The 12,599-nt window shown below is 51.5% G+C and carries 12 protein-coding genes; 2 read left to right on the top strand and 10 right to left on the bottom strand.

All coding sequences use genetic code 11. The annotated features are described in order from the left end of the window. Positions 1-68 precede the first annotated feature (68 nt). From ACI7RC_RS06055 to ACI7RC_RS06040, 4 genes are read right to left on the bottom strand one after another with little or no spacing between them, the layout of a single operon-like run. A complete protein-coding gene (locus ACI7RC_RS06055; RefSeq protein ID WP_408107338.1) occupies positions 69-1,691 on the bottom strand; it encodes a M20/M25/M40 family metallo-hydrolase in 1,623 nt (540 codons plus the stop codon). Between the two features lie 20 nt (positions 1,692-1,711). Next, positions 1,712-3,121: an amino acid permease gene (locus ACI7RC_RS06050; protein WP_408107337.1), complete on the bottom strand. Its 1,410-nt coding sequence runs from the start codon at positions 3,119-3,121 to the stop codon at positions 1,712-1,714. A 42-nt stretch (positions 3,122-3,163) separates the two neighbouring features. Continuing rightward, entirely contained in the window at positions 3,164-3,925 is a 762-nt protein-coding gene (locus ACI7RC_RS06045) for a dimethylarginine dimethylaminohydrolase family protein (RefSeq protein WP_408107336.1), read from the bottom strand. A 31-nt stretch (positions 3,926-3,956) separates the two neighbouring features. Further along, the gene (locus tag ACI7RC_RS06040) at positions 3,957-4,811 is read right to left on the bottom strand and encodes a dimethylarginine dimethylaminohydrolase family protein (protein ID WP_408107455.1); all 855 of its coding nucleotides are present in this window, start codon (positions 4,809-4,811) and stop codon (positions 3,957-3,959) included. A gap of 196 nt (positions 4,812-5,007) precedes the next feature. On the opposite strand from ACI7RC_RS06040, the gene ACI7RC_RS06035 reads away from it, so the two are divergent. Then, the gene (locus tag ACI7RC_RS06035) at positions 5,008-5,751 is read left to right on the top strand and encodes an IclR family transcriptional regulator (RefSeq protein ID WP_408107335.1); all 744 of its coding nucleotides are present in this window, start codon (positions 5,008-5,010) and stop codon (positions 5,749-5,751) included. Positions 5,752-5,826: 75 nt separating this feature from the next. On the opposite strand, the gene ACI7RC_RS06030 is transcribed toward ACI7RC_RS06035, so the two are convergent. Both ACI7RC_RS06030 and ACI7RC_RS06025 read right to left on the bottom strand, forming a co-directional pair. Continuing rightward, positions 5,827-7,194: an MFS transporter gene (locus ACI7RC_RS06030; RefSeq protein ID WP_408107334.1), complete on the bottom strand. Its 1,368-nt coding sequence runs from the start codon at positions 7,192-7,194 to the stop codon at positions 5,827-5,829. An 86-nt stretch (positions 7,195-7,280) separates the two neighbouring features. Continuing rightward, complete coding sequence (locus ACI7RC_RS06025) at positions 7,281-9,071, bottom strand: CocE/NonD family hydrolase (protein ID WP_408107333.1); 1,791 nt, start codon at positions 9,069-9,071, stop codon at positions 7,281-7,283. Between the two features lie 204 nt (positions 9,072-9,275). Here ACI7RC_RS06025 and ACI7RC_RS06020 point away from each other — a divergent pair, with 204 nt between their 5' ends. After that, positions 9,276-10,010, top strand: a complete 735-nt coding sequence (locus tag ACI7RC_RS06020) for a Crp/Fnr family transcriptional regulator (protein WP_408107332.1) — start codon at positions 9,276-9,278, stop codon at positions 10,008-10,010. A gap of 53 nt (positions 10,011-10,063) precedes the next feature. Here ACI7RC_RS06020 and ACI7RC_RS06015 read toward each other — a convergent pair whose 3' ends face one another. From ACI7RC_RS06015 to menB, 4 genes are all read right to left on the bottom strand, one after another. Then, positions 10,064-10,261 (bottom strand): hypothetical protein, encoded by a 198-nt coding sequence (locus ACI7RC_RS06015; protein WP_408107331.1) that lies wholly within the window; start codon positions 10,259-10,261, stop codon positions 10,064-10,066. A 122-nt stretch (positions 10,262-10,383) separates the two neighbouring features. Further along, entirely contained in the window at positions 10,384-10,737 is a 354-nt protein-coding gene (locus tag ACI7RC_RS06010; RefSeq protein WP_408107330.1) for a class I SAM-dependent methyltransferase, read from the bottom strand. A gap of 279 nt (positions 10,738-11,016) precedes the next feature. Next, positions 11,017-11,766 (bottom strand): SDR family NAD(P)-dependent oxidoreductase, encoded by a 750-nt coding sequence (locus ACI7RC_RS06005; protein ID WP_408107329.1) that lies wholly within the window; start codon positions 11,764-11,766, stop codon positions 11,017-11,019. Positions 11,767-11,799: 33 nt separating this feature from the next. Continuing rightward, entirely contained in the window at positions 11,800-12,597 is a 798-nt protein-coding gene (gene menB / locus ACI7RC_RS06000) for a 1,4-dihydroxy-2-naphthoyl-CoA synthase (protein WP_408107328.1), read from the bottom strand. Positions 12,598-12,599: the final 2 nt, after the last annotated feature.

Below are 12,599 nucleotides of genomic sequence, written 5' to 3'. Positions count from 1 at the left end.
AGGAAAAGGTAATAATAACCTCCACATCCGGGAAACCCCATGATGTGGAGGTTTTTTTTCGACCAATGTCAGCTGGTTTTGATCGTTTCACCAATCATCATTTTTATCAGGCCTTCCACCAGCTCCGGCACTTCTTCAAACGCGCTTTTGACGTGCAGCCGCTCTGTCCGCTTATGTGCATCCTTCCCGAATGGTCCGACATTCATAACCGGCGCTTGAAGCTGTTTCATCGCTTCGAACGGGATGCTGTAGCTGTCGCCCCAGACGGGGGTGTTGGTCACGAATGAGGTCCAGCCTTCCGTGTCGTCCTGGTAGTTGACATAGCTCAGGTCGCAGATGCCGTTGAAGAAGTGAATCTGATGAACGGGCAAAGCAAATTTCTGCTGTCCCTGCTCCTTCAGGTATTTGATACATCTGACGACGAGCTCATCATCGGAAGAATGGACCGCCGGATAATACGGCGGCGCGAACAGCAGGACCATCGCCGGCGCCAGCTCCTGGCATTGAATCATCAGGGTATCGGCAATGCGAAGCGATTTTTCGCGGTCGTCCCAGCCTTCGTGTGCGAGAATGTTTGCTTTCATCGCTTCGACGGATTCTGTCCCTAGTTTTTTGACAGCATGGGCAAGCAGATCTTCGTAACGCAGGACGCGCACTTCTCCTACAGGTTCAATACGCTGCTCCCGGCAAACGGCCTTATAGGCTTCATTGCAAGCTTGGGCCGCTTCTTTCGCCACCGCTTCGAAAATATCCATGACTTCCGCAGCGGTTCGCTTCAGCACAAATACATTGTAGAGGCTTGCCGCGCGATACGGCGTTTGCACCGAGTACTCCATTTTTAAGTCTTTTTGCTGCAGGGTGACCGGAAGCGGTGTCGTCTCGCCCATAACCGTCTCCTGAAAATTCTTGTTCCACTCCATTCGCTGGGTCAAAAACGAGGCGATGTAATTGGCGGTGATCCCGCTGAGCGGTTCGCCGACATGCGTCTCTTTTCCGTAAAACAGGGCGGACGGCATGATTTTGCCGATGGTCCCTGAATAGACGTAATAATTGTGGTCTCCCGGTCCTTGCGGAAACACCGGCTCCCCGTTTAAGAAGAGCTGATAGTCGAGTCCATGCTCTTCCTTCAACTCCAATAAAGTGGTGACGGCAGCTCGCATGCCGGCCGAATTGACTTCCTCATCCGGCACGGTCAACAAGAGAAGATTGATCGGCCAACGTTCGACAGACGCCTTTTCGATCAGCCCCATGTGCATGACAAGTCCCATCTTCATATCCATCGTGCCCCGGCCGAACAAATACTGACCAGACGCCAGGTCATGCCGGGCCTCTTCCGGCAAATCGTCGATTCTCCCGCACAGCAGCCGGGTCAATTCTTCCGGCTGGTAGGCAAAAGGTTCGAGATCTCCATACTCTTCTGTATTTACCGTATCAAAATGGCTGATGAGCACAATGGTCTTGGCGGCGGAGGAATGCTTGTATAAAGCGGTTACAAAGCGCCGTCCAATATCGGCGTCGTGAAGCCTTAGACAATCGGGATGTTGCTGAAAATACGCCAATTCTCGAAGCTTTTCCTGCACTTTAAGCGGAAAGTCTCGCTCTCCCTGTGTCAGCGTCATGCTTTTCCAGCTTACCGCTTCACACAATAACCTGCGCCGAGCCTCTGGCGTTCCCCATCTGAGCTGTGTCATGACTCCATATCCCCTTCAACTTATAATGAATCAACATCCGTACTTGTGATGTCTTTCTGTTTTTTCGCATGTCTAAAATGGTAATACAGGAAACAGGCCAGTAAAAATCCGATGCCGATCAGCAAACTGACGATTTGGGTCGGATCAAATGCTAAAAATATCAGGATGGATACGCAAAAGACGATACAAACAATGGGAATGAGCGGGTAAAACGGCACTTTGTACTGCAGATCTTCTACTTTCCCCCCTGCCTGCAAGTATTTGCGCCGAAACATCAGCTGCGAAAAAGCGATGCCAATCCATGAAATCGTAACAGAAATCCCGGCAATTGACATCAACAAAACGAATACCGTGTCGGCTGCGATCACGCTGGTCAGCAAAGATAACAGGGAAAAGAGAATCGTAAACACCAGTGCAGAAAACGGAACCTTCCGTTTCGACAGTCTGCCAAACATCTTTGGCGCCATTCCTTCGCCCGCCATCGCCCACAGCAAACGGGTTGACGCGTAAATGCAGGAATTGCCCACAGATAAAATGGCGGTCAGGATCACGAAGTTCATGATGTCCGGCGCGAACGGAATGCCCGCCAGGTCCATGAGGGTCACGAACGGGCTTTCCAATAGTCCCAGTTCAGCCGATGGGAAAATGGCAGACAAGATGACGATCGACGCGACGTAAAACACGATGATTCGAAACAGCACGTTGCGGATCGCACGGGGAATGTTCTTCTGCGGATTTTCGCTCTCCCCGGCGGCAATTCCGATCAGTTCCGACCCTTGGTAGGAGAAGATCACATTCATCATCGTGACGAAGAGGATGACAAACCCCGCTGGAAACAGCCCGGCCGGCGCCAGATTTGCCAGAAATGGAGCAGGGCGGTCGGCCAGGGGGACCATACCGAAAATAGCGCCAAAACCGATGATGATGAAGAACATGACGGCCAGCACTTTGATCCCGGCGAACCAGTACTCTGCCTCCGCGAAGCCCCTCGTGGTCAGGGCGTTGAGCACAAACAAGACGACGATAAAAATCGCGCACCAAAGCCATATCGAGATGCCTGGAAACCATCGCTGCATCAGGATGCCTGCCGCGGTAAATTCGACGCCGGCCGTTGTAGCTGACCCGACGAAGTACATCCAGCCCAAAGAAAAACCGGCAGAAGGACTGATGAATTTGCTCGCATACGTCTGAAATGAGCCGGTAACAGGCATGTAGACGGCAAGTTCCCCCAGGCACACCATAACCATATAGAGAATCAAGCCGCCGAACAAATAACCGAGCAGCGCTCCGCCCGCCCCCGCTTCGTGTATGGTATAACCGGCGTTTAAAAACAATCCTGTTCCAATGACTCCCCCGAGGGACAGCATAAACAAGTGGCGGCTCTTCATCGAACGATTCAACTGATTTTTCTGCAGGTCCTGATCGTTCATGGTTCTCACACCTCTCTTAGGATGGCCGGGACAAATTCCAAATTAAAAACGCAGCGACAAGCAGCTCAAGCCGCCGTCCAATTTGCGGAATTCAGACATCTCCAGTTCTATCGTCTGATAACCCGCTTCGTTTATCTTTTGTTTGGTTTGCGGATAGCCGGCCGGAATGATGACGTAATCATTTACCCGGATGCAATTGGCCGCGTATTCCTCTTCAGGCGGAACAACGATTTTCGTATATTCGCGAAAATCCGGATGCTCAACGAATTCGCCCGCAACGACAATGACTCGGTTGCCCAAATAAGAGATGCCCGTTTTTAAGTGAAAGAATTTTTCCAACGGGACAATCGTCGCCTGGTAGTTTTCCGACTGCAAAATCTTTTGCAACTGCTCGGCCCCCTCCAGGTTCGTTCGATCGGACAAGCCAATATAGAAGTGGCGGTCTACTTGCAGCACGTCTCCACCGTCAAGGGTGCCAGGGGCTGTAATATGGTAGATTTTTTCGTAATGGTTTTTCAGCACCGGCTCCATTTCCCTGATTTCTCCATTGCGGGAAGGAGCTCCGGGATTCGAAATGACAGCGAATTCGGAAGTGAGCACCGCCGTATCCTCTACAAACGTGGAGTCCGGGAACTCCGGGCTTGGCGGCAGGACGATCACTTCTACCCCGCAGGTTTTCAGTGCTTCTCTGTATGCTTGATGCTGCTGCAGCGCTTTTTCGTAAATCGGCGTTCCGAGATTTGCCGTGGTCAGTCCATGGATATAGCTTTCTCCGGGTGTTTTGACAATCGTCTTTGTAAACATGCTGGGTCCCTCCTCATGGTATTGGTCAGCGTTATACGCGAATCACCGGACAGGTCAGACAAGTCGGTCCGCCTGTTCCCAAGTAAGATATTTCGCGCCCTTTGTATTCGTACACCGTCGCCCCCGCCTCGATTAATTGCTGCTTGGTGTAAGGGTTTTCAGAAAGCATCACGCAAACACGGGGCGCCAGAGCGAGAACATTGCAGCCGAGGTTCTGGTATTCGGCTTCGGGCACTTCGATCAGTTGAATCCCCCGCTCGATCAGGGACTGCCTGAAAAAGACCGGCATCAACCTCGAATGGACGACGGCAAGATCGGCATCGACGAGACTGATGATCGACATGAGATGGAGACATTCGGCTTCCCCCTGATCATGCGGAAGCGGGACAACGATGTATTCATCCACCACACCCTTGGTCATTTCCTTGATTTGCCGAATCGCTTCGTCATTCGTCCGGTAGCCCCGTCCGATGGCAAGCGTCCGGTCGTCCAGCCAGACCAGGTCTCCCCCGTCCGCGACAGCACTGCCGGTCAGTTCTCCTACGATGGGAATGTTTTTCTCTTCTAAAAACCGTTTATAGGCGGCAGCTTCGGGCTGACGCAGCGTTTTCCCCGACCGTAAAAGGATCGCTCCCTTCGGCGTGAACTTGACAGGATCGTGGGCATAGATGGAATCGAGTCCGACACTTTCAGAAGCGGGCAAAAATTCAATGCGCTCCACATGCTTCCTTAAGATGTCGAGAAACTGCTCGTATTCATTCAACGCTTCGGCAAAATCAGGTTCTTCGATGAAGTTGAACGTTTTCCATTCTTTGCTGAGGTGCTCTTGACTGACAAAAGCTTCCTTGGGATGTTTTACGATGACAGTGTGAAGCTTGTTGTACATCGATTGGCAGTAATTCAAGTCTGCACACCTCCTTTTCCACATATCGGAATGAGATTCCTTTGACAGGAATTTTATAAGTTGATATTATAGCAGCAGCCATCCTGTGTCAATATATTCCCAATTGACCGAACCATTTAAATGGAACCATAATTTCAGTTATAGTTATGTTAGGGATACTTGAATAGGGGATGAATATATGCAAACGATTGACCGGGCCATGCAGGTAACAGCAATCCTAGCCGGAAACGAAACAAAAAAGTGGTTTTCCATTACGGAGCTATCCAAAGAGTGCGATTTGCCCGCAAGTACGCTGCATCGTCTGCTCCAATCGATGAAGAAACACGGGTTGATCCAGCAAGATCCGGATACCAAACTCTATTCATTGGGGAATACCTGGCTGGAATACGGTTTGCAGATGTACGATACGATCGATTTCGTCAGTCTGGTTCGTCCGGAGATGGAGAAATTGATGCTTGAGGTTGAAGAAAGCGTCTACTTTAGCAAACCGATCGGATTGGAATCCTTAATCGTCGAACGAATCGACTGCCCCACCAATTCGATTCGCGTGTACGATCAATTGGGAATCCGGATCCCGATGACCATCGGGGCCGCAAATAAAGTCATGCTGGCACATATGCCGCAGAATGATACCTTGAAAATCGTGAATTCGCTGCTGAAAAAAGAGGAGACCGAGAACTTTATGCAGATGCTGCTCGATGTGAAAAAAGCGGGGTACGCGATCAGCCACGGGGAAAAGACGAAGGGCACCTCGTCAGTCGCAGCACCTGTTTTTAATCAGCTGAATGAACTGTTGGGAGCCATCAGCATCGGCTATGTCAATTTTAATGTGACAGAGGAAAGAGAGAACTTTTTGATCGAAAAAGTGCTCGCATACGGGGCGCGTATTTGCGCTAAACTGGGGTACAAGCCAAAAGAGTAAAACTAGCAAACGACCGTCCGGCTCCTGCAGCGGACAGTCGTTTTCTTGTTGGCAGACAGGTCATCTTTCGATTCTTTAGAGCGAAGGCGACTGTTTTTTCATTGCACTCCGGTCTCGCGTTTCTTTCCCTAAAAGCAGAATAACGACTGTGCAGATGACCAGCAGAATTCCGTTTATCGTGATGACCCCGCCAAGACCGTAATCTTGCACCGTCAAACCGATCATCATCGGAGCCAGGAACCCCGCTACACGTCCAATACTGGAGGAAAACCCCAAACCGGTTCCTCTAACCGTGGTGGGAAACAATTCCGGTGAATATACATACTGGGCGGACGTCATGGCCGATGAAAACCAATAGAGAGGCAAAATCCACCATCCCCCAAACCAAAGAAAGAGAAAACCCGCTGCTGCGTACATCAGCATGCACAGAATCAGCGTGGGACGCCTCCCGAGGTAATCGCTGCTCCATCCGACAAGGATTCCGGGTGTACCTGTTCCAATAAGAGCGCCGATCAAAGTAAAGGTATATCCCGCGGTTAGCGTATAACCCATGTTCTTGGTGAGAAAAGTTGGCATCCACTGGATAAAACCGTAGAAGGTGTACCCCGAAACAAACCAGATTATCGCCGCCAAAACGGAGGAAGTAAGAAGATCTTTGGTAAACAGGGTGCGAAACCGATTCTGTTTTGGTCCAGATGCTTGCGCCCCCTGTTGCGATAGTTCGACCGCCTCATCGTGCGGCACCGTTATCTTGCCTAGAACTTTCCTTTCTATCCCCTCCACGGTACTGATCGCCTCTGCTATTCTCCCCTTGCCCTGAAGCCACTTTACCGACTCCGGAAGCGTTTTGTAAACGATAGGAATCAGCAGAACCCCGATTCCGCCAACCGCAAATACCAAACGCCAACCGTCCTGCATGGCCGGCACAAGAAACATGGCGGCCACGACAGCCGAGCAGTAACCGATTCCATTGCCTATCGTGAACAGACCCATGAAACGCCCCCTGACTTTTACGGGAGCAAATTCGCTGACATAGGCAGATGCCACCGGAATGAACCCCCCAAGCCCAATCCCTGCCAGAACCCTGGCGATGTAAAGCTGTGTAAAACTGTTAGAAAAAGTAGATAGAAATACGAACAAAGAGAAAACGGCTGTAGTAAAGAGAAAGGATTTTTTTCGGCCAATGATATCTGACAGCGTTCCAAAAACAAAAGCTCCGATTAAAAGGCCCAGTGAACTGCCCGATAGAAGCACGCCGATCATAGAAGGCTGTATTTCCCACTCCCGCGCGATCACCGGCATCACCATTGCCAACGAGATGGCATCATAGTTTTCCAACATAATCCCCATCGCGCACAACAGCAGCAGTTTCCAGTGCCAACCGCTTACCTGCATGTTGTCCACTCTGCCCGCTAATGTCCGATGAGACGGATTGCTAGACATTTTTACCGACACCTCCTGCTTTTCATTCGCGTTCACCCCGCTACATCGCACAAAGGCTGCGGGGTGAACCCAAGAAACACGCTGCTTTAAGACAGCGGCTGCACCTGATTTTCCTTTGATGTGAATGGGATGCAGGGCATCAGGAGATAAGACTGGAACTTCGCGTCGCGAAAAATCTTGTAGTTGATCGTCTTAGCGCTGGGGACAGGCCCCATATTGCCTACCTTTCCCGTCCAGCTATACTGCTGATAAGCCCCCGGGTCCATGCTTTTTATTTCAAGCTGTATCCGTTGGCCGGGTTGGAACACCATGCCGATGGGATTGATCTCTATGACGAACTCGTTGATCTCCCCAGGCTTCACCGGCACCGTTTTGGTGTGATCATGGACAGGTTCCCAAGGCTTGGACTTCTCTTGGTCCAACCGGTGCGAAGCTCTTAGTGCCCCCCAGCGTGAAATCGGCAGCCTATCTCCATTCGGCAGGATGTTCCACAGTTTCACGATAAAATTGGCGTCCTCGGCATCTATCGCTGCATGGAGATAAAGTGTGACCGGACCTGTAAACTCTGTCGGGCGTGTAAAAGGATCGGTCGTGTACGTTAGCGAGTGCACATCTGCCGTAATATTTGGCGGCAAGTGGCTAAAACTGTCGGGCGGAATATTTTCCTCTGGATCAGCTTCCCAGCGGAGTTTGCCGAAGCTGCGCAAATACAGCCTGCGCCACTGCGTCCGGGCCAACGGCCATTCGTTCTCAAACCGGAAGCCGGAGCCGATGATGTTAAGCTTGATCGAAGGCTCGTCCATCATCCCCGTATCTATGCCCTTCAGCCAGTGATCATACCACCTGAGCGACTCTTCATTCATAAACCGGTACGGCAATTCAAGCCCGTTGTACGCCTCCATGACCGCCGCTTTCTTAGGTACGTCAAGACGCGGATCATTCATCGCATGAAAGACCGGTGCGCTCCACCTCCCCAACGGAGCCCAACCGCATTTCAAATACACCGGAACCTTTACTTTGTCGTATATCGTTTTGGCAGACCGTTCCTGCCAGAAAGGGCCGTCCAACGGATGCAACAGGTAATCGAGATAAAAGGTATGGTACCTGGGCGGCCAAGTCGTAAGAATTTTGGTGAAATAAGAGTTTACGCCGATATCCGGGTCTTCCAGCCTCTCTGCCATCTTTCGTTTGAGGTCTTCTTCGGAGTACAGCTTGGTCGACCAGGGAACGGGATTGTTTGCCGGACTAAGCTCCCAATAGATGCTCATGTAGGTATTGGGCACACCGCCGTAGTAACCGTGCTGGTAGTAATCATTCGTAAACGATAAAGGCATGATGCACTTCAAATGGGGCGGTTGTTGGGCTGCCGCCAGCATCTGAATAATCCCGAAATAGGAGTACCCGATCATCCCCACATTCCCGTCGCACCAGGGCAACTGGGCGATCCATTCGATTACATCGTACGTATCTTCTTGCTCTTGCGGATTGTATACGCCGTAAAATTCCCCTTCCGATTTACCGATTCCGCGGGGATCGGGAATGACGAAAGAGTACCCTCTCGTCACGAAAAAATCGATGTCTCCCGCCTCCAAGCTGTGGTCAAACAGCAACGAAGCTGCCGGCAGTGATCCTCTTTTCATCGATTGAATGGTCTTTCCGTACGCGGCCCATGACAACAGGGCGGGAAACTTCTCTGGAGCATCCGGGCGAAAGATGTCAACATATATCGTTGTGCCATCTCGCAGGGTCATCTTGACATCTCTTTCTTCCTTTACCTTGTATACCGGTTTTGAGAGCTTGTCGAGATTTTTAGCATACCTTGCATCCCAATAAGGGGGAATGGAAGGGAGTCCTGTTTTTTCTAAAAGTTCGGTCATTTGTTATCCTCCTTCTAAAAATTTACTCCAGTTTAGATGGCCTTCTGAATGACTGTCTATCGCATTTGTGACACAAAGCGGCAGGACTTGCCGTATCCCGTGCAAAGTCTTGAATCGTAGGGCTCAGATGTGATAATATTCGGTTAATTCACCCCCCATCAACTTGTACTTCCGACAGTTCGTTACATATACAGGAGGTATCCCATGACGGAGCCGCGTAGTTCTTCTAATGAATTGCATGCATTCCTTAAACGTGTCCCCCTGTTGGATGGGATAGACGATTCGTCGCTTGCCGTACTGGCTGCCAACTGCCGCATCAAGCACGTCCCCAAAGACAATATCATCTTTAGCCAAGGCGATCCGGCTGACGCGGTCTATATTGTCCGGTCGGGCAGTGTTGCCGAGTATTTCTCCGGTTCTAACGATCTGGAGATTGTCGTGAAGAAGCGGTGTGAAGGCGATTATTTTGGTGAGATGGGCATGTTAATCGAAGAGCCGCACTTGGTTACCGCGATTGCCTCGCAACCGAGCTCACTTGTCACCATTCCCCGTGATCAGTTCCTGTTGCTGCTGAGATCGGAGCTGGGGCTCATGCAGTATCTGCTCAAAACCCTTGTACAGCGATTAAAAATCTCCGGAGAGCGGCTGGTTGCCCTCACATTGATGGACGCCAACACTTACCTGGCCTACCGGATACTTTCATTGGAACAAGAAGAAGGAGGGCGCGGATCTTTATCGGTCTCGCAAGAATACCTTGCCCAGCGCTGCGGTTTGGCCAGGCAGACTGTAGCGAGAATACTGGGGGAATGGAGAAGAGCCGGATGGATCATCACCCAGCGCGGGAAAATTGAAATTATAGACCGAACTGCGCTCAGTCTGATCTCGTATCGTCATCTGCCCGATCAAACAGAAATTCAAAAAATGGGTGCAAGCAAGTGAAGAAACCCGATTCATCTAGTGAATGGTCGGGTTATCGTTTTCATATTGTGCAATCAACAGTTTAGCTGCTCCTTGCTCGATCGCCGATACGCCTGCTTTATCAACTCTAGCAAATGCCTGGTAGTCTCGCTTTTCATCACGCCATGCTTGCTCCCATCGTATTGGTATTGTTCGTCGGTGTACCGCCATACCGGGTAAGGGATTTGTTCCTTCGGCTCGCAATCATAGCGGGGGAATATATGGGCGTCCATCGTAGACTTTTCTCTTTCAAATCGTCAATACGACCAATAAACCGAGGATCCGGTCTACCCCTCTCCCATCTCCCCCCAGGAAGGAAAGATTCGCCCGGATTCCTCGGTTGAACTTCAGTACATTATTTAAGGAATCGGATCTCCATATACTTTTCCGCGTATTTGCGGGGCTGGCCATCCCTTCTCAGATAATGGTGCCTGAAGTGATTGGAAAAGGCCATTTGGGAAATAACCGTCCCCCAACTGTTTGCTTCAAAGGAAAAAGCGAGCCAATCTGCCCGATACATATAGACGTCAGGCTCGCAAAATTTATCGATGCCGTACGCCTCACAGCCGTTTTCCCGCAGGAAGCGAACCAGTTTACCCTCTTTTCCCGCACCGATATCAAGTATCGGTTCTGGAAGTTGGGACAATTCCATTCCGAGCAGGCGGATTTGGAATTCCGGATTATATTCATGACAGGGGATTTCAAACAATTGGTTTATTTTCCTCCTGTTGCTGTTCCATACATCCACCTCCAACCCGGATCAATGCGAGGATTATGTTATAGTATATACACGACCAAGCACGAATGAAAAACCCGCGAACGAGTAAATCCGTGCTTTACTCTGTGAAATCCGTCTCGACGTTTTTACCGAAGCTGATGCTAGATGTTACGCTGAGGCACTCTGTCATAAAACATGGATGTGACCGCTCGCGGATGGCACTTTTGTCCCCCTATATAGAGAGGAAACGGCTACAACCGCTTTACATCCTTATACCATCGTCAACCCCCCGCTGACCGACAGGGTTTGCCCGGTGACGTAATTCGCTTCATCGGAGGCAAAATAGGCGACAGCGCCGGCAATATCCTCTGGCTGCGCCAGCCTGCGGAAGGGAATCACCTTCTCCAGTGCCTCCGAAATCCCCCGGTTGTACGTTCCAATCTCCGCGAACAGCGGCGTGTCGGCGGGACCCGGTGCGACACAGTTGACATTGATTTTGTACCGCGCCATTTCCCGAGCCAGCGTCTTGGAAAAGGCGATCACTCCGCCTTTGGCTGCCGAGTACACTGCCTCTCCGCTCGACCCTACCCTTCCGGCATCGGAGGCGATGTTGACGACTTTTCCGTACCCGTGTTCGATCATCAGCGGCAAGATCACTTTGCAGGTGTGAATCTGGCCCATCAGGTTGATTTTCATCACCTTGTCCCAGGTGTCCGGCTCGCTTTGCAAAAAAGGCTCCACCTTATCCCACCCGGCGTTGTTTACCAGGACGTCGATCTTACCGTAAAGGGCCTTCACCTTCTCCACCGCCTCGCTCACAGCGGCCAAACTCGTCACATCACAGGGGATCGCGACGGCCCTCCCGCCGCTTTCTTCGATAAGACGGACCGTTTCGTTCGCGTTCTCCAGATTGATCTCCGCCGCCGCCACCGCCATCCCGCGGGCAGCCAGCGTTCGCGCTATGGCTTGGCCGATCCCCCTTCCGGCGCCGGTCACAAAGGCAATGCGCTGTTTTGTCATAGCATGATCCCCTCCCGTGTCATCGTGAAGCCGCTATTTTCTGAACCTGTCAAAATTGACCGGCCGCTTTTCCACGAAGGCATTGCGCCCTTCCATCGCTTCTTCTGTGTTGTAGAACATGGCCAGGCTGCCCATCGCCAGCTGGGAAATCCCCTCGATATTGGCGCTGTCGGCATTAAACGAGTACTTCAGCATCTTCAGCGCCGTCGGACTCTTCTCCAAAATTTCCCTGCACCAGTCCTCCACTTCCTCCATCAGCTTTTCGTGGGGGACGACTATGTTGACCAGCCCCATCTGCAGCGCTTCCTCCGCTGTGTACTGTCGGCACAGGTACCAAATTTCCCGCGCTTTTTTCTCGCCTACGATCCTGGCTAGATAGGCGCTTCCGAAACCGGCGTCATAGCTGCCCACTTTGGGACCTGATTGGCCAAAAATAGCCCGGTCCGAAGCGATGGTCAGATCGCAGATGACGTGCAGCACATGTCCTCCGCCAATCGCATAGCCGTTTACTGCGGCGATGACCGGCTTGGGGATATTGCGGATCGCGGCGTGCAGCGCCTCCACCTCCAGGCCAATGCCGCCCGCGAGGCCGCCGGAACCGTCATACCCCTCGGAATCCCGTTCTTTTTGGTCCCCCCCGGCGCAAAAGGCTTTCTCTCCCGCTCCCGTCAGTACTACGACGCCTATCTGATTGTCATCCCAGGCGTCGCGGAAGGCCCAGATCAGCTCCCGGACTGTCCGGGCGCGAAATGCGTTGTAGACACGCGGCCGATTGATCGTGATTTTGGCTGTCCCCTGTTTTTTTTCATAGAGAATATCCGTCAGTTCCATCG

The organism is Brevibacillus sp. B_LB10_24, from assembly GCF_046036945.1.
Classification (GTDB): domain Bacteria; phylum Bacillota; class Bacilli; order Brevibacillales; family Brevibacillaceae; genus Brevibacillus_C.
The sequence above is the reverse complement of the archived record's forward strand: the minus strand, read 5'-3'. Positions and strand labels throughout refer to the sequence as shown.